28 protein-coding genes are annotated in these 26,614 nt (G+C 52.6%); 27 read left to right on the forward strand and 1 reads right to left on the reverse strand.

Annotated elements, in window-relative coordinates; all coding sequences use genetic code 11:
- The first annotated feature begins 5 nt into the window (after positions 1-5).
- The 25 genes from FIV00_RS10590 to FIV00_RS10705 all read left to right on the forward strand — a co-directional run bounded on the left by FIV00_RS10590 (position 6) and on the right by FIV00_RS10705 (position 23,653).
- On the forward strand, positions 6-794 hold the full coding sequence (locus FIV00_RS10590) for a hypothetical protein (protein WP_152500713.1): 789 nt from the start codon (positions 6-8) through the stop codon (positions 792-794).
- Between the two features lie 193 nt (positions 795-987).
- Positions 988-1,806, forward strand: a complete 819-nt coding sequence (locus FIV00_RS10595) for a hypothetical protein (RefSeq protein WP_152500714.1) — start codon at positions 988-990, stop codon at positions 1,804-1,806.
- Position 1,807: 1 nt separating this feature from the next.
- Positions 1,808-2,284, forward strand: coding sequence for a hypothetical protein (locus tag FIV00_RS10600; protein WP_152500715.1), 477 nt, complete (start codon positions 1,808-1,810; stop codon positions 2,282-2,284).
- Positions 2,285-2,663: 379 nt separating this feature from the next.
- The gene (locus tag FIV00_RS10605; RefSeq protein ID WP_152500716.1) at positions 2,664-3,701 is read left to right on the forward strand and encodes a hypothetical protein; all 1,038 of its coding nucleotides are present in this window, start codon (positions 2,664-2,666) and stop codon (positions 3,699-3,701) included.
- A gap of 337 nt (positions 3,702-4,038) precedes the next feature.
- Positions 4,039-4,524, forward strand: coding sequence for a hypothetical protein (locus FIV00_RS10610; protein ID WP_152500717.1), 486 nt, complete (start codon positions 4,039-4,041; stop codon positions 4,522-4,524).
- Between the two features lie 155 nt (positions 4,525-4,679).
- The gene (locus tag FIV00_RS10615; RefSeq protein ID WP_152500718.1) at positions 4,680-5,165 is read left to right on the forward strand and encodes a hypothetical protein; all 486 of its coding nucleotides are present in this window, start codon (positions 4,680-4,682) and stop codon (positions 5,163-5,165) included.
- 155 nt (positions 5,166-5,320) lie between these two features.
- The gene (locus FIV00_RS10620) at positions 5,321-5,806 is read left to right on the forward strand and encodes a hypothetical protein (RefSeq protein WP_152500719.1); all 486 of its coding nucleotides are present in this window, start codon (positions 5,321-5,323) and stop codon (positions 5,804-5,806) included.
- Positions 5,803-8,058: a hypothetical protein gene (locus tag FIV00_RS10625; protein ID WP_152500720.1), complete on the forward strand. Its 2,256-nt coding sequence runs from the start codon at positions 5,803-5,805 to the stop codon at positions 8,056-8,058. Before FIV00_RS10620 ends, FIV00_RS10625 begins: the two co-directional genes overlap by 4 nt.
- Before the next feature lie 79 nt (positions 8,059-8,137).
- A complete protein-coding gene (locus FIV00_RS10630; protein ID WP_152500721.1) occupies positions 8,138-8,476 on the forward strand; it encodes a hypothetical protein in 339 nt (112 codons plus the stop codon).
- A gap of 22 nt (positions 8,477-8,498) precedes the next feature.
- On the forward strand, positions 8,499-9,086 hold the full coding sequence (locus FIV00_RS10635; protein ID WP_152500722.1) for a hypothetical protein: 588 nt from the start codon (positions 8,499-8,501) through the stop codon (positions 9,084-9,086).
- Positions 9,083-11,515: a hypothetical protein gene (locus tag FIV00_RS10640; RefSeq protein WP_152500723.1), complete on the forward strand. Its 2,433-nt coding sequence runs from the start codon at positions 9,083-9,085 to the stop codon at positions 11,513-11,515. The genes FIV00_RS10635 and FIV00_RS10640 overlap by 4 nt, the downstream gene beginning before the upstream one ends.
- 3 nt (positions 11,516-11,518) lie before the next feature.
- A complete protein-coding gene (locus FIV00_RS10645) occupies positions 11,519-12,013 on the forward strand; it encodes a hypothetical protein (protein ID WP_152500724.1) in 495 nt (164 codons plus the stop codon).
- A 43-nt stretch (positions 12,014-12,056) separates the two neighbouring features.
- Positions 12,057-14,171 (forward strand): hypothetical protein, encoded by a 2,115-nt coding sequence (locus tag FIV00_RS10650; protein ID WP_152500725.1) that lies wholly within the window; start codon positions 12,057-12,059, stop codon positions 14,169-14,171.
- On the forward strand, positions 14,168-14,593 hold the full coding sequence (locus FIV00_RS10655) for a hypothetical protein (protein ID WP_152500726.1): 426 nt from the start codon (positions 14,168-14,170) through the stop codon (positions 14,591-14,593). The genes FIV00_RS10650 and FIV00_RS10655 overlap by 4 nt, the downstream gene beginning before the upstream one ends.
- A gap of 843 nt (positions 14,594-15,436) precedes the next feature.
- A complete protein-coding gene (locus FIV00_RS10660; RefSeq protein WP_152500727.1) occupies positions 15,437-15,862 on the forward strand; it encodes a hypothetical protein in 426 nt (141 codons plus the stop codon).
- A gap of 242 nt (positions 15,863-16,104) precedes the next feature.
- A complete protein-coding gene (locus FIV00_RS10665; RefSeq protein ID WP_152500728.1) occupies positions 16,105-18,246 on the forward strand; it encodes a collagen-like protein in 2,142 nt (713 codons plus the stop codon).
- On the forward strand, positions 18,246-18,755 hold the full coding sequence (locus FIV00_RS10670; RefSeq protein WP_152500729.1) for a hypothetical protein: 510 nt from the start codon (positions 18,246-18,248) through the stop codon (positions 18,753-18,755). Before FIV00_RS10665 ends, FIV00_RS10670 begins: the two co-directional genes overlap by 1 nt.
- Positions 18,756-18,896: 141 nt before the next feature.
- Positions 18,897-19,040, forward strand: a complete 144-nt coding sequence (locus tag FIV00_RS29765) for a hypothetical protein (protein ID WP_173005950.1) — start codon at positions 18,897-18,899, stop codon at positions 19,038-19,040.
- A 10-nt stretch (positions 19,041-19,050) separates the two neighbouring features.
- Positions 19,051-19,383: a hypothetical protein gene (locus tag FIV00_RS10675; protein ID WP_152500730.1), complete on the forward strand. Its 333-nt coding sequence runs from the start codon at positions 19,051-19,053 to the stop codon at positions 19,381-19,383.
- Between the two features lie 22 nt (positions 19,384-19,405).
- On the forward strand, positions 19,406-19,621 hold the full coding sequence (locus FIV00_RS10680) for a hypothetical protein (protein ID WP_152500731.1): 216 nt from the start codon (positions 19,406-19,408) through the stop codon (positions 19,619-19,621).
- On the forward strand, positions 19,611-20,075 hold the full coding sequence (locus tag FIV00_RS10685; protein WP_152500732.1) for a lysozyme: 465 nt from the start codon (positions 19,611-19,613) through the stop codon (positions 20,073-20,075). The genes FIV00_RS10680 and FIV00_RS10685 overlap by 11 nt, the downstream gene beginning before the upstream one ends.
- Entirely contained in the window at positions 20,075-20,428 is a 354-nt protein-coding gene (locus tag FIV00_RS10690) for a hypothetical protein (RefSeq protein WP_152500733.1), read from the forward strand. The genes FIV00_RS10685 and FIV00_RS10690 overlap by 1 nt, the downstream gene beginning before the upstream one ends.
- A 245-nt stretch (positions 20,429-20,673) precedes the next feature.
- Positions 20,674-20,892: a DUF6127 family protein gene (locus tag FIV00_RS30540; protein WP_371419582.1), complete on the forward strand. Its 219-nt coding sequence runs from the start codon at positions 20,674-20,676 to the stop codon at positions 20,890-20,892.
- 369 nt (positions 20,893-21,261) lie between these two features.
- Positions 21,262-21,861 carry an FMN-dependent NADH-azoreductase gene (locus FIV00_RS10700; protein ID WP_173005951.1) on the forward strand — a complete coding sequence of 200 codons (600 nt, stop codon included), beginning with the start codon at positions 21,262-21,264 and terminating at the stop codon, positions 21,859-21,861.
- Between the two features lie 709 nt (positions 21,862-22,570).
- Positions 22,571-23,653: a DUF2336 domain-containing protein gene (locus tag FIV00_RS10705; protein ID WP_152500734.1), complete on the forward strand. Its 1,083-nt coding sequence runs from the start codon at positions 22,571-22,573 to the stop codon at positions 23,651-23,653.
- A gap of 74 nt (positions 23,654-23,727) precedes the next feature.
- Here FIV00_RS10705 and FIV00_RS10710 read toward each other — a convergent pair whose 3' ends face one another.
- Complete coding sequence (locus FIV00_RS10710) at positions 23,728-24,354, reverse strand: LysE family translocator (RefSeq protein ID WP_152500735.1); 627 nt, start codon at positions 24,352-24,354, stop codon at positions 23,728-23,730.
- Between the two features lie 50 nt (positions 24,355-24,404).
- Here FIV00_RS10710 and FIV00_RS10715 point away from each other — a divergent pair, with 50 nt between their 5' ends.
- Together FIV00_RS10715 and FIV00_RS10720 are read left to right on the forward strand one after the other, a co-directional pair.
- The gene (locus FIV00_RS10715) at positions 24,405-25,229 is read left to right on the forward strand and encodes an extensin family protein (RefSeq protein ID WP_173005952.1); all 825 of its coding nucleotides are present in this window, start codon (positions 24,405-24,407) and stop codon (positions 25,227-25,229) included.
- Between the two features lie 72 nt (positions 25,230-25,301).
- Complete coding sequence (locus FIV00_RS10720; RefSeq protein ID WP_152500737.1) at positions 25,302-26,522, forward strand: alanine racemase; 1,221 nt, start codon at positions 25,302-25,304, stop codon at positions 26,520-26,522.
- Positions 26,523-26,614 lie beyond the last annotated feature (92 nt).

Here is a 26,614-nt window from a genome sequence, read left to right on the forward strand (position 1 = left end):
ATGTGATGAAGGCGTTTCTTGCGAACTTGAAAAAGTCCAGCCGGGTGTATCCGGTTGTTTTGGCGGCCTTGATATCCGGACTGACGGTTTTGGCGTCCGGTGCCATCGCAGATCAGGTTATCCCCTGGCCTGAGCAGCCAAAAGTGCTTCAGAGCGAAATTCAGAGCTATGTCGATGGCTCTATTGGACCACTGTCATCCAAGGTGCGGCCTGGCAGCACTGTTGGGGTTCTGTTTTTGGGGTATTCGCAGGAAGCCATATCCAGGAATGCCGGTGAACTCTCAGAGATTGATGGATATTCTCAGTATTTTACACCCTATGGCAGAACCGAATATTACACCTATCCATTCGATTTTTTACAGTACCAGCAACCTGACACGATCACGGTGTTGAACGTGGACTTGACCAAGGAAACCTATGTTCCAGAGTTCACTGCAGAGACAGACATCAAATCTTATCTTGATCCTGACGGGCTCTTCATTCAGGACCTTGGAAAACAACTTTACGGTATTATGAACATCATGGCCGGTTCCGGCACGGTCACCGAACTTGGAACGCCGATGAAGAAGTTCACCGATGAGGAATTCACGGTCAGGCATCAGCTCTTCGACACGACATGCACGTCCGTCACCGAGTTCGTTCAGAAGAAGACGGGCAAACAGCACCACTCAATGTTTGTCTACACGGACTATGAACCGGGCTCCGATGAGCAGATCGAGTGTCTGAAATTCCAAACGCTGATTTTCTTACGACCTGCGAGTGTGCCCTTCCGATCCATCGCACCGGAGCAATGAGCGATGCACTGGACTTGACGTCAGCCGAGTTGTGAGAGCTATTGCTTTTCTGGAGCAGTCAATCCAGCGCAACAAGATCAAAAGGTGGCAATGGTCAAAGACTGGAGCCACTTTTGAGTGGGGCATCTGCGGCGCACCGCAAATACCGAACGGCTCTGAGCCGGTTTGAAATGGAATGACTTGGGACGGTTGAATGCTTGCGAAACGCATGTTGTTTTTGATTGCGAATCTGTCGTGGCCGTTTTTCGCGAATGTGGTTTTCTTCAACCGGTGCAGACTCTGGTTTGCGGTTTCAACTTTTGTTCTTTTACTGATGCTGTTCGGGGCAAATGACGTCTTCTTTGCCGCTTACTATATTCAAGAGTATTCGATCACGTTGGCTTTGATCGCACTGGCTCTGGCTTGCTATTCCAGTGTTCTTGCCTGGAAACAGGTGGAGGAGGCAAGGCTGAGCCGGCCAACGGTATATGCGGCCTTTGCGGTGATCATTCTCTTTGGTGCCAGTTCCTTTTGGCTCTTTGATTACCCGGACAGTGACCGCATTCATTTTACTGGCCTGATGCCGGTTATGGCACCTGGTGATGTTGCCATAACCGGGCGACCTGAGGACATTCACAGCGGTCAATTCGTGCGGTTTACCGGACGAGATGACCGGAACAAGCTTGGCTTTGTCGTCGCCAAAAATGTCACGGTGTTTGGGGTTGCTGATAATCTGCCTTCTTTTTGCGACGACACAGGCTGTTTTCGACTGAACAGCATTTGCCCACTTGAAAAGGCGAGGATCGATGAAAGTGCCATTGCCCGGTTCAACACGGGACGTGGCGTGTTCGCTGTTTCCAGTTTCGAGCTTGATGCGCTCGATGAGGAAAGCGGTCTTGAAGTCTTCCGGCATTTCTTTGCCGAAGATGCTGTGACCGGAGTTGTGACGGGCGTTGCCAAAGCTGCAGGCTTCATCACCCGGATCACCCCAATTAATGAACTTATAGATTCATATTGTGAAACAGGAGCATAAGTTGCTAACTCAACCGATAACCAACTTTGTAGCCAAACGGATTGGGAGCGCGCTAGGTAAGGCGCCTTTCAACACAACAGTAAATCATCATGAGCCGTTTATAGAAAAAATTTCGGAAGAATTCGAAATTGATTACTACGATGCCATGGAACTGTACTTCGACAACGAAGATCATTGGGAGGATTATTACGCGGGTAAGCGTGTGTCCGGCTTCCATCCCAGTTGGGAGCGAACCTTCGGTAAAACCGAGCCACCAGTATTCACGCCGGAACAAAGGGACTTTTTGAAGCAACGGGATTCTGTAACAACGGAAAAACGGAATGTGCGTACGAAACAGAGTAGTGATAAACGAACAAATCCTTTTGAACTTGACACTCAAGACTTACGGTTGCAGGCGGCACTATTGGAACGTACGCCTATGTTGGCGGAGCAGTTGATCGTCTCAGCAGGACGGGACCCGAGATTGTTCGGCTTATAATTTTTTACTTGGTTAGATCTATAATATCCAAGTGTATCTATGTTTCTTCAGTTTCGACCTAGGTCGATTTTACTTTTTTGATGACTTAGCATTTTCAGTGATGGCATGAATTTGTCTAGATTATTTTGAGTATTCAAGCTTAATTGGTTAAAAATCTTGCAAATATGCGATTTCGGCCATTAGAACGGCTCTGCATTTACTGAGATTACTCAAACACACTTGAAATGGAATTTCAGTCTTAAGGGACTGCGCGGCACAAGGTGCTTCGCGGATCGTTTCTGCCTGACCGTTTTCCGTTTCCCAACCTGCCAGCGGTGCCGCTCCAGGCGGCCGTTCATGCTGGCCAAATTCGTTCATATCTACAACCATAGGATAATCAATGACGTCTCAAATTTCAGACATCGTGGTACCGCGTGTCTTCACGCCCTACATGGCGGAAAACAAACCCGCCAAACTGATCATGCTGGAAAAGTCGGGCATTCTGGCCGCACCGGCTCCCGATATCGCCAAGCGCTTCAAGGCGGGTGGCAATCAGATCGAAGTGCCGTACTGGGAGGATCTCGACGACGCCGAACCGACCGTGATCGATGACAGCGACAACAAGATCACCACAAGCAAGATCACCGCAAGCGACATGAAGGCGTATAAGCACCGTCTCGCCAAGAAGTATGGCGCCAAGACGGTGGCAAGCTATGCCGCGACTGGCCGGGGTGACAGTGCCATGAACCGGGTGGCCGAGCGTATCGGCGCTTATTGGGGACGGCGCAAGGAAGAGCGGATCATCGCCACGGCGGAAGGCGTGGTTGCCGATAACGTGGCCAATGATGCCGGTGACATGGTCTATTCAATCTATGCCGATGTCGGTTCTCCAACCGCTGCCAGCCGGATCAGCTATCAGGCCATCAACCGGGCGCGGCTGACCATGGGCGAGAACCTGGATGATTTGCGTGTTATCGCAATGCACAGCTTTGTCTATGGCACGTTGCTGGACGATGAAAAGATCGAGTTCAAGAAACCGTCCGAAGCCCCTTTCGAGGTGCCCTATTACGCGGGCATGATGGTGGTGCATTCGGAAATGATGCCCGTGTCGAGTGGAACGAACTCGGATGAGTATTCGTGCTTCCTGTTCGCACCCGGTGCTTTCATGCATATCGATGAGGTGCCGAACCGGACAACGATCTATGGCAACGAGGGAACGGAGATCACGCGGGATCCGGATATCGGCGATGGCGGCGGTGCGGATTATCTGACAACGCGCAGGTTCGAGCTGATCCATCCGGCGGGCATGGATTTCACAGGGGCGTCCCTAGCCAAGAGCCAGGGCGCAACTCTTGCCGAGCTGCGCAATGCCTTGAACTGGGACCGGAAATACACCCGCAAGAATGTGAAGCTTGCCTGCCTGAAGGTGAATATCTAAAGGCTTTGCGACGGTTGTGGCTCAACCGCCCGGGATGAACATCAGCCCTCTTCCGCGATGGTGGAAGAGGGTTTCAATCGACTTGCCAGGGCGCATAATGAGCCGCTCATCATAACCGGATGAAACTCTTTACCTTTTTCAAAAGCTCTGTCTAAACAGGCCGTTGGGACATCTAAAGTCTCTGTACGGTTCGTCAAAACACCGCTAGAAAGAACCTCATCAAAGCAAGATGGCGGCATGCGACTTCAGGGCAAGCTGGCATTCTACTCCACTACAATCAAAGATTGATTTTCGGAACATTTCATGAACATATTGTTGAAAATGGAGTATCCGGCCGATGGCTGATTTTGATGACATCACCGGTTGGCGGGACGAGTTGAAAGCTTTCCGGCAATCCGATGAGGGCAAAGCCTATTTTGAAGAATATGAAATAGGCAGTGGGAAGATTGCGCCCAAGATGCCGTTTGAAAACGCGCTTGAACTGGCCGAGCTGATGCTGCGCCATCAGGAGATTTATCAAGCGCTTCTCAAAGGCATTGAATGGAACCGGATTCTTGAGGAGCGCCCGAATTTTTTTCACGACCATCCAGACTATTGGGACCTGAATCCGCTGGAATCGCACGAAACCCGAAACGATTTCATGGACTGGTATGCGTTCAAATCCGGGCTTCCATATAAGGATGCCGCTCTAAAGATGGCTGAATTCCTGGCAAGGCGGGTTGAGCGCAAGGAGCTGCCAGCACTGAGATCTCCCCAAGCTGAAGCATACGCGCGAAGCAACTACGCAAAATTTTTTGAATTCGACGGGAAACAGTCGGAATGAGCAGGCTTTGAGTTTTCTCCGAAGAGTAAGTCTCTTTTGGGCAAAAGGATTGGGGGTTGGTTGCGGGTTCGCGCTGCTTATGGATGCTTTGCGCGATCCGAGAGGACCACCGTAGCCATTCACGAACATAGTGTTGAAAACGGAGTATCCGGCAGATGGCCGATTTTGATGACATCACCGGTTGGCGGGACGAGTTGAAAGCTTTCCGGCAATCCGATGAAGGCAAAGCTTATTTTGAAGAATATGAAATAGGCAGTGGGAAGATTGCGCCCAAGATGCCGTTTGAAAACGCGCTTGAACTGGCCGGGCTGATGCTGCGTCATCAGGAGATTTATCAAGCGCTTCTCAAAGGCATTGAATGGAACCGGATTCTTGAGGAGCGCCCGAATTTTTTTCACGACCATCCAGACTATTGGGATCTGAATCCGGTGGAATCGCACGAAACCCGAAACGATTTCATGGACTGGTATGCGTTCAAATCCGGGCTTCCATATGACGATGGCGCTCTGCATATGGCTGAAATCCTGGCAAAAATGGTTGAGCGCAAGGAGCTGCCAGCACTGAGATCTCCCCAAGCTGAAGCATACGCGCGAAGCGACTTCGAAATATTCTTTGAATTCGACGGGAAACAGTCGGAATGAGCAGGCTTCGAGTTTTCTTCGAAGAGTAAGTCTCTTTTGGGCAAAAGGATTTGGGGTCGGTTGCGGGTTCGCGCTGCTTATGGATGTTTTGCGCGATCCGAGAGGACCACCGTAGCCATTCACGAACATAGTGTTGAAAACGGAGTATCCGGCAGATGGCCGATTTTGATGACATCACCGGTTGGCGGGACGAGTTGAAAGCTTTCCGGCAATCCGATGAGGGCAAAGCCTATTTTGAAGAATATGCAATAGGCAGTGGGAAGATTGCGCCCAAGATGCCGTTTGAAAACGCGCTTGAACTGGCCGGGCTGATGCTGCGTCATCAGGAGATTTATCAAGCGCTTCTCAAAGGCATCGAGTGGGGTCGGTTGCTAGAAAGTCGACCGAATTTTTTCCCTGACAACCCTGATTATTGGGATCTGAATCCGCTTGAGTCTCACGAAACCCGAAACGATTTCATGGACTGGTATGCTTTTAAGGCGGAAGTTCCATATAGCCTTGGTGCTCTCAATACGGCTGAATTTTTGGCGGAACTGGTTGAGAGCAAGGAGCTCCCAGGTCTTAGATCCTCTGAAACCGAAGCTTATGTGCGAGAAAACCTAGCTACATTTCTTGAATTCGCAGGGAAGCAGCCGGAATGAATGATACCGTTGTTTTGATCGATGTTTCTGAAATCAGTCGCATCATGAGCCTCGCGGGCATCGAAGGGCTTAACGTTCTCGCGGAGCGAGGCGACTACTTTTTCCTTAGTGAGGATGCTCACGCTGAAATGCGGGCTTCAAAACATCTACGAGGCAAAAAGCTCCTTGATTTCGAGAGTTGGGTCGAGGGTTTGAAAAGTGAAATGAAAATTCTCGACGTCTCCTCACTAACGGACAAAGAAAAGGAAATATACGACCCCAAAGGCAAGAGACACAGCCGGCGCGGGGGGAAAGAGATCTGGGACATGACGGCACGCAAGTTCATGGATCTCAATCCCGATTTCGATTTTGAGGTTATTACTCAGGATATCGATTTCGCGAAGAACAGATACCGCGATGAAAACGGCAAGCAACGAATGATTGTCGACAGGCCTTTCAGGTTCTGGACCGTGAAACGGGCGATGCTGGAGCTGGTAACGCATCCAGATCTTGATTTGACCAAAGAACAATACATGAACATTGTCCGTCACAACTATGGAAAGCGCGCAAATTACAAGCAGGGTGTGCTTGTTTTTCCGGGGAGTTATGAAGAGGCACGGCGTGAGCGGGCAGACAGAATAAGACGGCTGGAACTCGGCAGCGGACCGGACGGGGATCGCGGTAAGAAGTTTAGCCCAGGCTTTGGCCAGGGCGAGCCTGATATGTTGAGACTTGGTGTTGACACTAAGTTGCCTGTCACGGGCGCGCTGCAGGAAGGCCTCCGAAACCCGCACGATCTGGCTAGACCCGTTCCGTTCGGTCAGAAGGCCGGCTTGCCGTTGTTGGAGGGCAGCAGTGGTAAGCTGATCAGCGAGGCTTCCAGAGTTGCCGGAAGGATCGATTTCAGGAAAGGGTCAGTGATTGCAGGCACGGCGACTGGTCTTTTGTTGGCAACGACCGTCGTTGCCATTGCGCTGGAACACGATCTGCCGCCTTCCGAAGTGGCAGCTGCCATGGGAATTGATCTCAAGTCGATTGCCGAAGGATTGGCGCAAAGCGCTGCCGAGGATGCAGCCGTGTCGGTTCTTGTTGGAGCTCTTGCGTCGTCAACCGGGCCAGGAGCTCCGGTGGCGGCGGCCGTCGCACAGGTGATCCGGCAGGGCTACAAGCTTTATCAGTCGGGCGAAGACCTTGCCGATACTTATCAGTTGCTGCATCTGCTCGTTACCGAAATCGATCACGGCAAGGTGCTGGGCAATCTTGGTGAAAGCGCGGCTGAACAACTGGGCATTGCCACAGAAGATCTGAATGATTTCCTTTACGGCGAGAGCCCGGAAATCGACTGGCGGGCGACGGAAAAAGCGGCAAGAGCCGCTTTAGGAAACGACCGGCAGAAGCAGATTGAATTCGGCCAAGATCTGGCCTTGTCGCGCGATGCCAACAAGGACCGCGAGCTTTTTGTCGACAAATATCTGCCTTTTGTCGTGTTTGAGGGCCGATCCGATGAAGAGCGCGGACATCAGCAGTTGGCGCCTGGTTCGGATGGTTCGGTGGAGCCCGAAGCCATCGTGGCCCCGCAAGGTGATGTTGATGATGGTGCACTGCAGCCGGTTCTGGCCAATCCTTTGGACGCGAATGGGGAAGGTTCCAGGAAGATCGACAAAGAGGATCCGTTCGCGCGAAAGACATCCTATGACCGCTATCAGCGGCTCGGCACCAGTCCGGAGGAAGAAGCCGAGGCGCTGAAAGACTATTATGACATGCTTCTGGAAAGTTATCTGGAGATGGACGGTCACCGGGAGGCCGCCCATGAATTCGCGCTTTGGAAGTTCCGGCAGAAATGGTCTCTTTCCAATTATTCGCCAGAGATAGAGGGAACGGTTCTGAAATATCCGGTCGAGACCGCCTATCCGGATATCGATGGCGAGGACCGCCACTATGTGCGTGAAAACGTAGAGACCGTTCTGGCCAGTGAGGGTATCAAAGCGAGCAAGTGGTACCTGACTCCCAACGAACACACCGGACACGACAGGGCCCGAGGCGTGGCGGATGAAGATGGCTATGGCCCGCGTATGACGCTGCTCTACGATGATGAGACGGGTGTTCGGCACAAGGTGACAGATCGCTTTCAGGTGAATGTTCTGGCAGCCGAAGAACAGGTCAGGGCGCGGCGGCTGGCTGCAGGCGAAGCTGCTGCAAAGCAGCGCGAACCGCATTCACCACCAGCGGGCTTGCTACCGCAGACCCGGGGCGGGCCACCTGCCGCAAATTGAACGCTGAGACACTACCAACACAATTTGATCACAATGGGTGGCTTTGGCCGCCCTTTTCTTTTTCACGAAAGGGTCTGGAATGGACGAGATCATTATGCGCCGGCTCAAGCATCTGCAGCGGCTTGAAGAAAACCATGCCAGGGATTTTGAGGATCGGTTCGGGACTGAGCCGAGCCGAAAGGACCAGCAGCGCGATGCCTTGAACAATGTGATTTCCGCCGATTGGAACCGCAAGCAAAAGAGCGCCGCCGGAGGAGCCTTTGGCCGCCCGCTGCCGGCGGGCTGGCGCAAGGAACACTGGAAGACCCAACAGGCCATGGCAGCGGATTATGCCGGTGTCAAAGCTGACAACAAGGAAGAAGCGGTGCGGGCTCTTGAAGGCTATGAAGCCGAGATGACCCTGCCACCTGCCGCCTGACATCAACAGAAAGCAGAGCTGAATGACTGGAACCGTTCACACGTCCGTGGAGATGGCGAACCTGGCACTTGCGCATTTGAAAGAAGCACCGATACGGGATTTCGACTTTTCATCCGTTGCCTCACGCTGGTTCCGGAACCACTACGCCGCGCATCGCGATGCCTATCTTGCCATGCATGACTGGGATTTTGCGACCACGCTGACACATCTACCCGTTGAGACCGGGAAGCCGCCATTTCGATGGGCCTATCAATACAAGAAACCGTCGGATGCCCTGCGTTTGCCACAGCAAACCGCCGATGGAGCTCCGGGTGGCGAGATCCTCAAGTTTGAAGTGATCGGACAGCGGATCATGACCGACAAGCCGCCGCCGTTTCCCCTTCGATACGTGCGGCGTGTCACACGCGAAACCGAATTTGCACCGCTCTTCGTGCACGGCTTTGCGCTGTTTCTGGCTGCCGGATGCGCTCATGTGATTACGGGCAAGAACAGCCGCGCTGAGGCCCTGCGTCAGGCGGCCACCGAAGCCTTTGACAAGGCCGGGAGCTACGACACAGGGCAGGGCACACCGCTTCCTGCAATCGATCTGGAAATCATTACGAACCGATGAGCTATCATCTGCAAGCCACGTTTAGCCGCGGTGAACTGGACCCGGAGCTGATTTACCGCTCCGATCTGGAATTGTTCCGCTCGTCACTTGAGCGCTGCGAAAACTTCATCACCTTAAAACGCGGCGGCTTGCGCCGCAGAGGTGGAACCAAATTCATCGGGGAGATGAAAAACAGCAGCCAGGGCGGCTGGCTGATCCCGTTCGAGTTCGGTAACGGCCAGTACTACATGCTGGAATTCGGCCACCTGTATTTTCGGGTCTATACCAGCGCAGGCCGCGTTGGCAGTGTTGAGGTTTCAACGCCTTATACTCTGTCGGACCTGCCCGGTCTGAAGTTTGTTCAATCCACGGACACATTGTTCATCACCGGCGGAGGCATCGCACCTCAGGCGCTTAAACGTCAGTCCGAGACGTCCTGGTCCATCGGTCCGATTGCATTCAAGGACGGGCCGTATCTGGATGTGAACATCACCCCGACCAGTCTGAAGCCATCCGGGCTTGGTAATCCGGTTCCGGACATGACATCCAACACGGCGCCGAGCGGCACTGTGAGCGCATCCAATAACAGCACGGCGGCCTGGCAAGTGTTCAATCGCTCGGAAGGCAAGGTGGTCTTGTCCGGTGGGGCATCGGGTTGGGTGCAATATCGTTTTGCTAGTCCCGTTGTTATTGATGCCTACATGCTGCAGGCGCCGAATGACAACAGCCAAAACGACGACATGCCTTGGCAATGGAACATCGAGGCGTCGAATGACGGTTCGAACTGGACGATCCTGGATACGCAAGACGGGCAGGACACCTGGGCCTCCAATGAATGGCGGCAATATGCCTTTCACAATGAAACGGCGTTCAGTTACTACCGGCTGAGCTTCAAGCAAGGGGGCGGGTCAAATGGCGACAACTCGGCCATTGGCCAGATCGTCTTTCACCAGGCCGGCCAGAACCAGACGGCCTTCAACCTGGCGGCGTCGAGTGCCGCCGGTGTGAATGGCGGTTCCGGGTTTCAATCCTCCGATGTCGGCCGGCACATCCGGTTTCGCGGTTCCGACGGTTTCTGGCGCTGGTTCAAGATCGTCAGTCGAAGCTCCAGCACAGTGGTGAAAGTGCAGCTCTATGGGCAAGCATTGCTTGACACCAAGGCACAAACGGCCTGGCGGCTGGGTGCCTGGAGCGGCACGACAGGCTGGCCGGAAACCGTTGGTTGGCACAAGAGCCGGCTTGCCTTTGCCGGAACTCTGGAAGAACCGCAAAAGGTCTGGGAAAGCCAGACCGAGGATTTTACCAATTTCGGTGTGTCGCATGTTCTTGAGGCTTCGGATGCCGTTACCGCTGGTATCCTGTCCGGCCAGGTGAACCGCATTCAGTGGCTGGTCGATGACAATGATCTGATTGTCGGGACTTCAAAGGCTGTGCGTGCCGTTGGTAAGGCAACCGATCAGGACCCGTTCGGCCCGGAAAATGTCGAGCAACGGCCGGAGACCAATTTTGGCGCCAATAGTGTCAGCCCGATAAAGGTTGGGTCTGTTCTTCTCTATTTCGGGCCTTATGGCACCGATATGCGGGAGATGGCCTATGACTTTGGCGCCGATGGCCGGGTGTCGCAATCGGTCAGCGAGGTGCAGTCTCATCTTTTCCGTCCCGGAATTTCAGGTGCCTGTTATCAGCAATACCCTGACAGCATTATCTGGGCCTGGGACAAACAGGGCAGCGTCGTCGGCTTTACCTATGAACGTCAGCAGCAGGTCTATGGCATGCACCGTCATGACTTTGGCGGCCCGGTGGAATGCCTGGCCGATCTCACCGGTAGCGGTTCTGATGAGGTTTGGCTGATAGTCCGGCGAACCATCAACGGTGCGACCCGGCGCTATATCGAAATCATGCAGAGGCCGTTTCAAGACGGCGCAGCCGAGAAGGCGTGGCATCTTGACTGTGCGGCGCTCTATAGCGGCGTCCCGGCAAACACGGTGACAGGGTTGAGCCATCTGGAAGGCGAAGAGGTTGTGCTTTTTGCCGATGGAACGGACTACCCGGCAACCGTGGACGGAGGGGAAGTCAGTCTCCCCAATGGCCAGACGGCGGAAGATATCCTGATCGGCCTGAATGTCACGGCACAAGCCAAAACCTTGCCCTATCCGATTGCGGCGCAAGACGGGTCGGCCCTTGGCCGCAAGATGCGCGTTGATAGCTGCCAGATTGCCGTTCAGCAGACCGGATCGCTCCGGGCCGGGTCGGAAGACGGTTATCTGGACGAGCTGGTTTATTACCGCGCGGGCGACCCTTCCGGCGAGCCAGCGCCATTGCGGTCAGGCGTTCTTAACCAGTGCGTTGAGACGCGCTGGCAGGACGGCGGGCAACTGTCACTTGAAGTCAGTGGCGGAAAACCATCAACAATTCTGGCCATCAACTTTGGCCGAGACGTGGAGCCATAATATATGTGCCATCCAGCAGTATTGGCAGCGGTTTCCATTGCGGGATCGCTGGCGGGCGGCGTTGTGCAAGCCCAAGGCATTCGCCAGCAAGCGGATGCGGAAGCCAAGGCAGAAGAACGCAGGGCCGAACTGGCCGACCGGCAAAAAGGTGTCAATCAAACGCAAGCCTCCTTTGAGCGTCGGCGCACCCTGGAACAGTTTACCCGAGCCGGTGGATACAACAGAGCCGCCGGGGCAGAACGGGGCCTGTCTGAGACAGGGTCTCTCACGGATGTTGCCGATGACAACGCTTATGAAGCGGCGCAAAACATTGAGGCCATCCGGTATCGGGCTGAAGGGCAACGGGACAATCTGACCTTCGAGGCCAGGACCGCCCGGGAGCGGGCGCAGTCACGCCGTAAAGCCGGCCAGATTGGCGCTGCGGGCGCGATACTTGGCGGAGCGACAAGCGCTTTCACCACCCTCGGCAAAACCGTTTACAGCCTGTCCAGCGGCTGATCAAAGCCTTCGGACAGTCAATTTTCATCTATTGGATTTTTCAATGGCGAGATTGCAAAGATTTTCCGGCACACAAAGCCTTCCCGGTGTTGGCAGCCCGCAAGTGGTCGCCGATACGGCTGTCGGCGTGGCAACGCAAGGCTTTGGCCGACAAATACGCAGCTCTGCTCAGGACTTTGCAAGCCTTGCAGGCACTGCGGTCCAAACGGCCCAAGTGGCCCAGGATGCGAAGAAACGTCAGCATCAGATTGACGAAGCCGAGGAGCGAAACCGGCAGAAAAAAATCCGGAGCCGGGTGACAGAGCGTTCCATTGCCGAACGCGCCAGGAACAGGCCTGGCGGCGCTGGTTACACTGAAGACATGGTTGCCTTTCTCGAAAAGGAACATGCTGAGAGCCTGAGGGGGCTTTCTGAGGAAGGCAAGACGCGCGCCGAGCAGAATTTCAAGACAGACCGGGACCGGTATGTGAGTGGTTTTGCGGCGATTGAGGCTGCCGAAAACGAGAAGTACTTCCAGCACGGACTGGCGGAAGATGAAGAGCTTCTCATTGAGGAGGTGAGCAGGGACCCGGCGCAGGCCGCTGGTGCGCTGAAAAGAGCAGAAACGCTTTTAAGGTCGGTGCCCTTGCCTGCCCGGGTCAAAGACACAGCGTTTCAGCGGATCAAGGAAAGAGTGGCCGAAACCTGGATAGGAGCGCGCCCCCTTGACGAACGCCTCGGTGTTCTGGAAGCAGAACTTGGAGTTCGCGGCAACGAAACTGCCGATGTCTTATCAGTCAATGGGGCGCGGAAAGACGCCTCAGACAACAAGCGTGAAGATCTAGATCCTGAATGGTCTGAGCAGCTTCAAGGCCTGTCCGACGCCACTCTGCAGCGGATCTATATGGGCACTCTTGCTGAGAAATCCGGCGCGTCGGCCGCTGAAGCCGAACGTATCGAAAGGCGCATTGAAGAGACCCACGGGCTTTTTGATCCGCGCGAAATCGACGCAAACACCGCTCTGACACCCCACCAAAAAGTGCAGTTGAATGATCTTAAAACTTTTGCTAGAGAAGAACAAAGCATAAACATTTCTGCTTTGAAGTGGCTTAATTCCGATGGAAGCGCCGAGATCGAGGCGCTGGATCGACAAACGCTGAGCGACCGTGCGTTTGCGTTTCTTGATGACGGCAAAGCCGACAAGGGCGCAGTGGTACGCCTGATCGCGCGAGAAAAAGGAGTGTTGCCAAGGCCATATGCCGCCTCTTTGAAGAAGGATCTGGAAAGCGATGCCGATGACAAGGTGAAAACGGCATATGAGAGCCTCGGGTCTCTAGCCGATCTGGGCATCAGTTCAATTGCAGAGGAACCCTATCAACAGAGCTTTCGGGCATCTCGTGTCAAATGGCACCTTTTGAGAGACCGGTTTGGCCTTTCTCCTGAAGAGGCCGCCTCACGATTGGCGCGTGCGAATGGAGGAAAACGAGAAAGGGAAATACGCACAAGGTTTGATCTTGATTACCCGCAGCGTGGCTCATCCATAGCGCTAACTTCCCGGGATTTGCTGGGGCGAGTGTCTCCACCGGGTTACCTTGGTGTTGACGCGTCTCCAAGCGAGTTGCTGAATGGTGTCGATCTTATCGGGCAGTCATCTCACTACAAGTATACTGGGGCGCAGTATGCTCAAAGGGTGTCACCGCGACCGGGTATCTCTCTTTTACCTCGCTTGGGGCCGCTGGAAAGAGATGAGCCGACCGGGTTCTACTTCGGAGCAACGCCAGATGAAGCTGCCAGTGGCTTCGAGGGCGTCATTAAGCGTCTGATGTTTCCAGGACTTAGGCAGGGGCGGTCCCCTGGAACTGAGACCCACGAGGATCCTAGTCTTCTTGAAAACAGAAGACCGGATGAAGGAAATGGGGCAGAAACAAAGCGACGAAGAAAGAACGGGAATGGTGGAAAGAAAGCGACGGATAGCAGCAAAAACGGGCCGCATGGCGATCGCGGCAGAGCGATAAACAAAGCAGAGAAGCAGACAAAAGATTTGGAAGCGGCTTTGAAACAATCGACGTCGCGGCGGGAAAAAAAGAAGCTGTACAACAAGATAGATCGCATCAGAGATGCCGCACGCCGGGCAAAATCGGGGGAAACACATAGCCGCCGAGGAAAGGGGTCGAGATGACCGATTGGAAATGGGAATGGACCCCTGGTGTTGGTGTCGGTCCAATAAAATTTGGCACACCGATCGAAGAATATATCGAACGTTTCGATTTGAAGCTTAGGGTCTCGGAAGGTACAACATCCACGGGGTTAGGATCCTACACTATCCAAGATTTTGCGAAGTCGGTGGCAACTGACCTTGGCAAGGTTGAGAGTGTTGAATGTGAAGACTATTTTGGGTTTCGTGGCAAAAACCTGATTGGAATGTCCGAAGAGGAACTCATCACGCATATGGGAAGCGACCCTGACAAGATCGGCGTGGGCGTCCTTTATGAAAATGGTTCGGTTCAGACCCCATTCGAATACGATGGGCTCGGTTTGATAGTATGGTTCGAAGATGAAAAGCTGATCAGCGCCGCGGCAATGGAGATCATAGACGACTGAGATGATCTGAATAGGTATGAGCAACAAAGTCAGCTTATCCTGAGTATTCATTGGCGTTTTGAAATTGGGGTTGAATTAGATGTTAGCTGACAAGCTTTTGGAAAATATTGATCTGTACCATTTCTTTTTTCTGTACCAGCTTACGGATGATCTGGAATACCTAACCCTCAGAGTGGATCTCAATGAAGGGAGATTCCTGAAAATCAGGTTTGGGAGACATGATTGCTACCGTGTCATGGATGAAGGTGATGCCTATCGAACTCTTCATGACCTCTATGCGTTGGATGTGGGTTATTCGCATATTTAGAAGGTCACGGACGGTGATTTTTTCAATGAATATCACAAGATGACTGAAGGTATCAGGAAAGATCTTGAGCTAAATCACTACATAGTTTTGTTAGATGATCATGTAATTGATATCATAGGATTTGATGATCCGATTGTGGAGATTGAGTAATTTTTGTACTTTTTTTGTCGAAAAAATAGTAATTAGGAATATTTGTCAAATATGAAATCGCTATTTTATGTATTTAATTTGAATAGTTTCAATTGAGTAAACAAATTTTTTCCATCGAAAACACATGCTGAGTTGTTCAACTGATTTTGTACCAAAGCTTGCCGTTGATAGCTGGAGCACGGAAAGCAAGCAGTTACAACGTAAGCTAGGACTGTAAGGCGAGAGCGGCAGAGCGATCGGTAAACCATGGATTTGGAAGCGGCTTTAAAGCATTCGACGTCGCGGCGAGAAAAGACACAGCTGAGAGATAGGATTCGGCGTGCCAAAGATGCAGCTCAAAAGGCGAAGTCCGGGGAAGCTCACAGTCGACGTGGAAAGGGCGCGAGATGACCGATTTGAAATGGGAATGGATCCCTGGAATTGGCGTGGGACCAATGAAGTTTGGTGCACCGATCAAAAACTTTATCGAACGATTTGAATTGAAGCTCCATGTGCCGGAAGGGACAACGCCGGAGGAATGGGGGAGCTTTATTATTCAGGACTTTGTAAAATCGGTGACAACCGAACATGGACTGATTCAAACTGTTGAATGTGAAGACTATTTTGGGTTTCGCGGCAAAAACCTGATTGGAATGTCCGAGGAGGAACTCATCGCGCATATGGGAAGCGACCCTGACAAGATCGGCGTGGGCGTCCTTTATGAAAATGGTTCGGTTCAGACGCCCTTCGATTACGACGCTCTCGGTTTGATAGTGTGGTTCGAAGATGAAAAGCTGATCAGTGCGGCGGCAATGGAGATCATAGACGACTGATGTGTTTTGATCTTAAATAATACTCTAGCTTCAATATTGGTTTTTAGAAATTAGATAGTATTTTTTGGTAAAATTATATTCTTTCTATCTTTTTTAAAATATATTATGAATTAAATTTTGATGTTATAATAAATTTTTGCACTTTACTCATAAGTAAACTCACGTCCCACTCGATTTTTCTGTCGGTGGGTTGCGTTTGGTGAAGCTTTGCTTCACGTGAGCACTCTCTAGGAAAATCAAATATGACAATAGCAGCTTTGGAAGAAGGCCGCGTCCAGGTGATGGGCGACGGTGTGACGGATCGTGCCGATCTGCCGTTCCAGTTTGTCGATGAACGCAATCTTCAGGTCACCCATACGGATGCTCAAGGGTCAACCACCCTTTGGGAATATCAGCAGTCACCGGGCAACTGGTATTTTACAGGCGGTGATTTCTCTACCGGTACGGTCCATTTTACAGCGGCTGATCTTCAAATTGACGAAAAGCTGACAGTGATCCTGGTCAGCGACTACGATCAGCCTTACAGCCTTGCTGGCGGCGAGATTGACCCGGCCGTCATGGAAAGGGCGATGGATCGCACAGCGATCAACATGCAGTCGGTTGCTGCCCGTGCTTTGATTGAGAAAAACGGCGGTTATGATCTGGCAAACCGCCGGTTGATCAATGCGCTTGAGGCAAATGAAAATTCTGATGTGCCAACATTGCAGCAGGTGTTGGAAATCGCTCAATTGCCAGGAGAGCAGGGACCTAAAGGACCGGTTGGCAATCAGGGGCCTTCCGGCCCGCAAGGAGCCGAGGGGCCGCAAGGGGCGCAAGGCCCGCAAGGCGAGCGTGGGCCACTTGGCTATGAAGGTCCGCGCGGTCCAACCGGATTTCAGGGGCCGGAAGGTCCAAGAGGCCCGGAAGGGCCAGCCGGTCCGACAGGGTCACAAGGCCTCATTGGTCCACAAGGCCCGCAAGGGCCGGAAGGACCGGTGGGAAAAGCATTTGAGCCTGATGCTTCCGGTTTGACCGCTGATCGAGCCGCCTACAATGCGGAGCCGGCGAATTTCTCGTTTCTCGATGTGGAAGTTGGCGAGGTATACTGGAAGCTTTCAAACGCGGTCGGTGCCTGGTCTGTTGGCGTTCCTTTCGGCCGTGGCCCGCAAGGGTTGCAAGGCACACAGGGGCCGCAGGGTAATCCCGGCCCGGTTGGCATGAACCACCGGGGCGTATGGTCAAATCTGGTTGCCTATGATCCGAACGACACGGTCTCTTTTGACGGATCCTACTTTCTGTGTGTGGCAGGTCATACCAATGTGACGCCCGATGACGCTTCTATCGAATGGGATTTGGTCGCGGCCAAGGGCGAGCGGGGTTTACAAGGTCAACAGGGTATTCAGGGGCCGGAGGGTCAACAAGGGGTCCAGGGGCCGGAAGGCATTCAGGGAATTCAAGGCGATCAAGGCTTGCAAGGTCCGCAAGGAGCGCAAGGCCCTCAAGGCGCAACCGGCGATCCGGGCTTGACCTACATGGGCCTTTGGTCTTCTGGCGTTACCTATAACGCCGATGAAACGGTGACCTATAACGGCTCATCCTACATTTCGTTGCGGGTCAACGTTGGCCAGAACCCTAGTATCTCGCCTGATGATTGGGGTTTGATTGCGGCGAAGGGGGAAATTGGACCACAGGGACCGCAGGGGGAACCAGGGCCGACTGGGGACATTTCGGCGCATACAGAGTGGCAAGATAATTTCTATGCCTATTGGGGCAACGGCGCCGACCTCGGTATCGGCCACAACGGTTCAAACAGTTACATCTGGAACAATACCGGCCACCTCTACATTCAGAACCGGCACCACTCAAACTCAAGCGGTGTTTACATTCAGGATGAAGACAGCGCCGGTACGAACCACTCCTGTGCGCTTTTCGAACACGACCGAGTTTTGCTCTACTATGACAACTCCGTAAAGCTCACGACAGACAGTTCCGGTGTGAAGGTCTCAGGTCGCGTTCATGCAACCACTGAGATGTTTGTTGGTGACAACGGTGGTGGGGACAGTTGGCTCCAGCACTACGACGACAATTCCAACACTTGGAGAGCTTTGGGCTGGGATGACAGTGCAAACGCGTTTGCGGCTGAAGAGAACGACGGCGGATTTCATAAACTTGCCCTAGTTTATGATGGCTCAACCAGAGACAACACAAATTTCCCAATCGGGACAGTATTGGGAGCCTATGGGCCGTTACCGAGTAGGAATGCTTCGAAGGCCATACGGCTTGGTAGCACAAATGACTTCTATACTAGCGACTCCGGCCAGCCTCTTGGGTCGAGTGTCACAGGCACCTGGCGTCACAAGGGCGTTAGTTCCAGTAACCGCGCTATTTATCAGAGAGTTGCATAATGAACGCTGATATCATTGAATTTATTGGGTTCGAACCACATTGGGAAACGGACCACACGGAAACGGCAATGGCCAAAGTCGTTGGGACGGCGAACTACCGCGTTCGATATCCTGATGGTCTTGAAGAGGAACTTCTGACAGGCATTAGGCCGGGTGAGAATAATGCTTGGAACATCAAAGTCATCGCGGCAGCCCAAGCTTGGCTAGATGCGGGGGGCGTCATACCTGAATGGGTGCCGCCCTCTGCCGATGAAATCCGCACCGCAATGCCCCCGCTTACCTCAAGGCAAATTAGGCTCGGCTTGTTTCACAGCGGAACAACTGAGGACGATGTTGCGTCCATTATCGCGAAGATTAGCAATCCGGCAGAACGGGCTGTTGCTGATATCGAGTGGCGCACGGCCGACACATTTGAGCGGACACATCCGCTTGTCACGCAATTGGGTCCAGCCCTGGGATATACGCCGGAAGTGATTGACGATCTTTGGGCCTACTATCTGACAATCTGAACCACTTCTGATCCGATCCATTTGCACCGCCTTTGAGGCGGTTTTTTTATGTCCGAAAGGATGCTCATGCTTTCGGTGACTCTCGTCTGGCTGGCAACACTGCCCGTGTTCATGGTCTTCAACCGGATCTGAGGCGGTAGCATGCCGAAACTGACTGACCCGCTTCCAGGGCGCGCACTCTTTTATGTGGCCGTCATCTTCGCCGGTTTGACCAGTTCCTTCCAGGGCTCTCACCTTGGTCTTGTTGTTTTGGTCGGTTTCATTGTCTGGGCCGTGCCCGGTTAAGGATTGTGGTTTGATCTTCGCCGGCACGACGAAGAACAGAGAGACCACAAGCAACGCGACAGCCAATTTCGTCCGGGCAATGTCGTTGGTGTCATTCGGGTCTGACTATGTAGCGTTGTTCCTTCGCCCCGGGCTTTTCGTGTTGCTGATGCTCGCCGCCTGGTCGCTCTGGTCTGGTGCATCGTATTGGCTTGCCTTCGCGGCGGTCCCGCTCGGCCTGCTCGGTGTCGGTGCTTATGAACTGCGGTTCCGAACGTCCCTAGGCAACACACTTTCTGAAATGCTCCTGGGTGCTCTGTGGTGGGCGCTGGTCTTGGCCATGGCTCTGGCCGCGCCCGCCTAACTCTCTCCAAAGGTCATCAATCATGAAATTGAAAATCGGCTGGCGTCGTGTCCTGGCAAGGGCATGGAGCGTTCGCCTGATGCTGCTTGCTGCGCTTTTGTCTGGCGCTGAAGTGGCGTTGCCCTTCCTGGGCGACACTATCGAGCCGGGACGCCTGGCGCTTCTCTCGGCTCTTGCCACTGCCGGCGCATTCGCTGCCCGCATACTCGTTCAAAAGGACATGAAAGATGGGACGTAAAACCCGCCTGGCCGGAACTGTTGGCGCGACCGCAATTGCTCTTGTGGGTGCTTGGGAAGGCCTGCGCCTGGTTGCCTATAAGGATGTCGTTGGAGTGCCAACCGTCTGTTACGGCGAAACTTACGGCGTGAAGATGGGGGACAGGCACACAAAGGCCGAATGTGACGCAATGTTGCTGGCCTCGCTCAAGAAACACGAGCGCGGCATGCGCAAGTGTCTGAAAAACCCTGACGCCATTCCTCCCAAGTCCTATGTCACGTTCGTGAGCTTGACTTACAACATTGGGGTAGGGGCCTTTTGCAGGTCAACAGCGCGCAAGCGTCTGAACAGTGGCGATTACAAAGGCGCTTGCAATGCGGCCACCTGGTTCAACAAGGCAGGCGGCCGAACGATCAAGGGCCTGGTCAACCGCCGCTCGGCAGAGCACAGGATGTGCTTGGAAGGCCTTAGATAATGGGTCTGGCCGCCTGGATCCTTCAGAGCCGCGCCGCTTGTTCAGCCCTTGCCATTGCCGCCGTTTTAGGCGGCCTTTTCATTTGGCATCAGGTCGACAAGTCGAGCGCGGTTCGAAAGGCCATTGTTGAATACGTGGCAGAGGCGGAATTGACCGCAGCACGTGTTCAGCTTGAAGAATTGAAACGCCGCAAGGTCGTTACCGATCGAGCCAATCGGCGCTTTCTCTCCCTAATTGAAAAGGCCAACGTGGAAGCGGAAGCCGCATCACAGGAGTTGGAGCATTATGTTTCGACTGTGGAGGACAGTTGCGTTGTGCAGCCTGATCTTATTGAGCGGTTGCGCAACCGTTGACGATCGATTGCGAGCGGCCGCAACGCAAACCGCAGAGACACAGGCAACCAGAGAGTTGCCCGACTATCCCACAGACTGCCGTAAGAAAGAACGCTCTGGCGTTCGAGAAGGCGAACCGCTGGACCTTGCCTTGCTCCGCACCGATCAGGCGCTAGGAAGAGCAAATGCCCGCGTTCAGCGATGTGGTCAATGGTACCAAACAGTTCAAATAGGATTTCGAGGAGAGGAAATTGACTGAAGATCAGTTGCGAGAGGTTGCGCGTGAAAGTGGGGCTGAAGGGGCACGAGAAGTTTTACGGACTCTCGGCGTGGACGTCGATCAACCGTTGGAAGCCCAGAAAGATATGCATTTTCTCCGCGATCTTCGGAAAGGAACGTCGAGCGTCAAAGGGAAAATTATCAATACAGTTATTGGCGCTTTGGCCCTTGCGGGATTGTATAGAATCCTAACCGGGTTGAGATAGCGAACCCAATTCTGTTCAAAGTTCCAGCGCCAAACTCTTGGTATTCTGCTGAGTTTAGGGGGGCTATGCGTAGTGCGCAAGAATGCCACCAGATTACGGGAAATAGATTTTCTTAAAGGTAGGTGACAATTTTGAAGATACAAAAGTCCGTTGTTCGACCCGCCAATTCACCTCGTTTTACTTTAGCGTCCAACGAACAGGGTTTGGTGCACATCAGAATTCTGATCTGATTTCAGGTTTACAAGAATTCGACATCAGTCGAGTCAACACACTGTTCAATAATACAGGCCTAGTTTTCAAAAAAAACGGATATTATCTCAAATTTTGAAACGACCCTTTCGGCAACAGCGGTCGTAACTGGAGATTGAGATGCAAAACTTGGGAAAAACGATCCTTCATATCGATGCCTCAGCACGTGCCGAGGGCTCCGTGTCTCGGGAACTTACAGAGACGCTGGTAAAGAGTATGCTCGAAAAGTGCAAAGACACCAGAGTGTTGCGGCGAGATGTTTCGCAAGGCCTGCCGTTCTTGGATGAAGCGTGGGTGGAAGCTAACTTCACAGATACAGCATCGCGCACTTCGGATCAGCGTATGAAGCTGGCACTCTCAGATACGCTTGTGAATGAGCTAAAGTCAGCTGACACGATCGTAATAGGCACACCGATTTACAATTTTTCCATACCAGCGGCCTTGAAGGCCTGGATCGATCTTGTCGCGCGTGCTCGAGAGACCTTTAAATACACCGACAATGGTCCCGTCGGCCTGTTGGAGGGTAAGAAAGCAATCGTTGTTGTGGCGTCGGGTGGTACAAAGGTTGGATCTGAAATTGATTTTGCCTCTAACTATTTGAAACATGTTCTGGGATTTCTCGGTATCACCGATGTTGAAGTAATCGCAGCCGACCAGCTTATGATCGATCCAACACGACGTCAGGCTGCTCTGACCGCATCGTTGCAGTCGGCTGCGTAACGGTGGATTGTTCGCCGCGCGTGCTTCTGCTGAATTTCAGGGAATGCAACCTATAAGAGTGCGTAATGTGCTTTTGGAATTTAGGCAAAGTGATCAGCTTAACCTGTTCAAGGCTTGTTACCGCTTGCCGATGCAGTTGAAAGATAATTTAACCAATTCGCACAACTGACCTGCCGACACCTTCTGGTGCGGCTGGCAGCTAAGTCGCGATTAACACGTTCGATTGGCTCTTGTTCAGGTCGTCAATGATATAACGGCCTATATTCTCTCTCTTTTTTGGGTTGAAGCTAAATTAGCCCAACCACGATTGCAGCCAAAAAGGCGAAAGCTGCAAGGAAGGCAATCACATTCAGGTTTCGTACTAGGGTCATCTGCCCGCTCCCGATTACCTCTGTCTGACTTATCAATATTAAGTCAGCGATTTGTGGAAGCGAAGCAAAAAAGATGCTGCAATGCAATGAAGTAATGCTCGTACGGGTTGTTTCGGATGTCGAAAAAATAAGTAACTTATTGAAAGAAAAAGATACATTGCGTGAATGCAAAGATGTTCGCTTTTTCTGACAATTGACGTTGATAATTTACGCTCTCGCTTGAATTTCGCCACACTTCGAGACTGCTTCGACACCCCGCATTCCATTCGACATCGGTAGCGGAGTGTTAACGAGAGATTGGTAATCTGCACTTACGCGAGATGCGCGTTGGAGCTTTGATGTTCAGTCTTACGAAATTATCAGAACTGGCTAGAGACCCCAGTGCGTCAGGGCGCAAGAGCTTGATCACGACGTTGACCGATTTGTTCGTCAGCAGCCGTGATGATCGCGACGAACAGATCAGCCTGCTCTTTGGTGACATCGTTCTGAAAGTCCTCGGCCAACTTGAAGAAGAAACGCGGATTATATTGGCCAAGCGTGTCTGTCGTGAAAAAGATGCGCCAAATGAGCTGATGGTCAAACTGGCAAGCGACAAAATCGACGTCGCCGAGCCGGTTCTGGAACATTCACCCGTTCTGACGTCTGAGGACCTTGTTACGATAGCGTCTTCTGCTTCTATGGATCATCTTGGAGCGATCGCCGGACGAAAATCTGTCGACAAGTCGGTCACGGAAGTTTTGGTTGACCGAGGGGACTCCAAGGTTCTCAGCAAAGTTGCCAACAACCAGGGTGCTCAGTTTGCAGATGCTTCATTTTTAAAGCTGGTCGAGAAAGCTCGGTCTGATGAGGCCATCCAAGCAGCGCTCATAGATCGGAGTGACCTTCCAGACGAGGCCGGACGCGCGCTGTTACCGTTTTTGACTTCAGAACTGAAGAACCGTGTCAGTGCGCTTGGCGCTGACAGCACACTTGTTCAGCTTATGGCGGAGAGGGCAGCGACTGAAGTTGCTGCACGCACTCAAAAGTTGGACGAAGCACGTGAGCAATCAAACGCGATGATAAAAGACGTCATCGCAAAAAAAACAAAGGTGGATGACGCTGTTACTGCCTTCGCTCGCGCGGATAGAACGGCTGAGCTTGGGATGTTGCTTGCAAAGTTGAGTGGTCTCCCATCCGCAGCGGTCTCGCAGCTTCTCTTCAGTACAAGCGATAAGCCGCTCATCATTGTCTGCAAGGCCAATGGCGTGACCACCGAAGCCTTCAAAGATATTCTCACGATGCGTGCGCGGCGTTTGCGACTGGGGGGATCCGAACTCAATTCGGCAATCCAAAGATACGCGGCTCTGAGCGAAGCTGGTGCGATGAGGTCCTTGCAGGCGATCAAGCAGGGTGGGTCATCATTCGGTCTGACGAGTTCCTAAAGCGGAACACTTACAATTCACTGACATGTCCGACCACACATACGATTGTGCCCGGAGGATTTCTCAGTAAGAGGTCAACCGGAAGATCTTTGAATTGTCGCAGTCATTGCAGCTGCGGATATCAGGAAACCACCACCTATACGGTTGACCAGACGCATGAGTGAAGGGCTTCGAAGCTTGGTGCCAATTGCAGCTGCTGCCAATGCATAGATTGCGGCATTGAGAATACCAAGAATAACAAAAGTGGATCCCAATAGGATCAATTGAGGTGTTACAGCCGCTTGCGGAGCGATAAAGTGCGGCAGGAACGCCATAAAGAATACGATCCCCTTTGGATTCAATGCGGTTACGACATACGCGTGCCAAAAAATCTTCTTGGCTGGAACGTCTTCGACCTCGTGGGGGCCCAATGCCGCTGGCCTGCTGCGCCACATCTTGATGCCCAACCAAACGAGATATGCAGCGCCGATCCACTTGAGAATCGCAAAGGCAGTCGCGGAGGTGGCCAGAATAGCTCCTAGTCCCATCAACGAGACTATTGCAGCAGTTGCATCACCCAATCCGACGCCCATCACACTGGCCGCAGCTGACTTACGTCCTTGCGAGAGCGCGTAGCTTACCACAAGCATGATTGTTGGTCCGGGGACGGCAAGTACAATTAGCGTGGCGGCCACATAAGCTACATAAAGTTCCAGTGTCATAGGATCTGCCTTGTTGAATGGATACCGAGTCTATGCTCGGGGCAAGGCGAATGCAATTGGTGGCGCTTGCCGGACAGGGATTGAGGATAGACGTGAATCACAAAGTTTCGGTTCTGGTTATTTGGACTTTACTGGGTCACTTCTCTGCTGCTGTCTTGCCAGGTCAGGCAACGCCTGTTCCTGAAACAAAACCACTTTTCGACCTCAACAGTATTGGGTTTATTGAGGGAGTTGACGTTCCATCCGCGAAACCGAAACTGGAAGAGATAGTGCCAACACCAGAACCACAACAGACCACTCCGGAAAGAGTTCCGTGTATCATCCCCAATGTCACATTTATGGAATTGAAACCGATTTCTGGCGCAATGCGTGAAGGCCAACTGGACGACTTGGCGTGCGGAATATCGGATCCCGTCAGGATTGAGAGTGTTTCGACAATCAAGCATAAGGTTGAGTTTTCTGTTCCTGTTACGATTTCTTGTGAGTTCGCGAAGGTTGTTGCCGTGTGGTTACAGGAAGACGTTGTCCCTATGGCCTTGGACAGCCTGGGCACTTCTGTTTCGGTCTTACAAAGTGGACCAGGATACCAGTGTCGCCGGCGCAACAACCTGCCGGATGGAAAGTTGTCCGAACACGCTCTTGGGAATGCGCTCGACATTTCTCATTTCAAATTCGGTAACGGAACGATCATCTCGGTTGAAGACGACTGGGGAAAACGCACAAAGGAAAGCAATTTCCTAGACCGCATTCATGCTTCAGCCTGCAAGAGATTTACAACAGTTCTTGGACCTGAAGCAGATCCAAACCACAAGTCCCATATTCACCTTGACGCCGGCTGTCACGGTCAGGACTGCACCTATATTATTTGTCAGTAGTATCGCGATGCCTTGCAAATCCGGCTCAGGCTTGTTCCCTTTGGCAACTGTTACCGTGTTTTGGGGACGTTTATGGACCGATATTCAACCGCAGTCGATGCCGCGCTCGATCTTCGCCCAGATCAGCCGATTTATTGTTTCCGGCCCAGTGTTTTGCGCCAAGACGCTCAAAATTTTCAGTCATTGTTTCCGGGAAAAACCGCTTATGCGGTCAAAACCAACGGTGAACCGTTTGTTCTAAATGCACTTTCAGATGCTGGCATAGACTGTTTTGACGTGGCATCTCCTGCAGAGTTCGCGGCGGTTCGGGCTGCAGCACCGGAGGCCGAGTTGCTCTACATGCATCCGATCAAAGCTCAATCGGATATTCGGCTAGCGCTCGAAGGCTATTGTATTCGTACGCTTTCTCTGGATCACGAAGATGAAGTTGCCAAAATACTTCGTATTGTCCGGGGATTGGACATCGATCCTCAGAAGATAACCCTGTATGTGCGTATCGCCACAAAGGGGCATGCAGCATACGAATTGTCGAAGAAATTTGGAGCCGCTCCCGGGCACGCTGTTGAGCTTTTGAAGCGGATTGATCGGATCGGCTTCAAATGCGGGTTGTGCTTTCACGTCGGTAGCCAAATTGAGGAACCGGAGACATACGAACGCGCATTGGCTTCTGCGGATTGGATCAGATCGAGAGCCAACGTGCCAATCGTTGGATTGGACATAGGTGGTGGGTTTCCGGCCGTTTATGGAAATGACCCGCGCAAAAAAGCACGAGATATGCCTTCTTTGGAGGAGCTCATGTGTCAGCTCAACAATGACATTGTTGACTGGCAGTTTGGAGGAGTTCCGCTTGTGGCAGAGCCTGGTAGAGTGATTGTCGCCAGATCGATTTCACTCATCGTTCGTGTTCTGCTGAGAAAGGGACGACGTCTTTATATAAATGACGGATTTTGGGCTTCTCTTTCAGATAGCTGGACTGGAAAGATTACCTTGCCGGCACGTTTCATCCCGGATCCCGCACGGCGCACAAGGTCAGGGCGTGCGGATAAAATCGTACCCTACAAGGTTTGCGGTGCGACCTGTGACAGTGTCGACATCCTTTCCAGACCCTTTTGGCTCCCTGAGACCGTTGACACAGGTGACTGGATCGAAATCGGGCACATTGGTGCTTACAGCCTGTCGCTTCGTACGAAATTCAACGGTTTTTATCCTGACAAGGTCATAGAGGTTTCAGAACCTTTCGACGCCGGTGAAGCTCCAGAGGGTTTTGCGTCCATTGAAACCATGGCTGACTGATTAGTGCGAAAAAAGAAGCAACGAGCAGTGGCCAGTTCGGCTGACCGGGAACCCGTTGCCCTGAGTTGACGGGGCTTCATTCTTCAAAGTCT

The sequence above is a fragment of the Labrenzia sp. THAF82 genome (assembly GCF_009363435.1).
In the GTDB taxonomy this organism is placed as follows: domain Bacteria; phylum Pseudomonadota; class Alphaproteobacteria; order Rhizobiales; family Stappiaceae; genus Roseibium; species Roseibium porphyridii.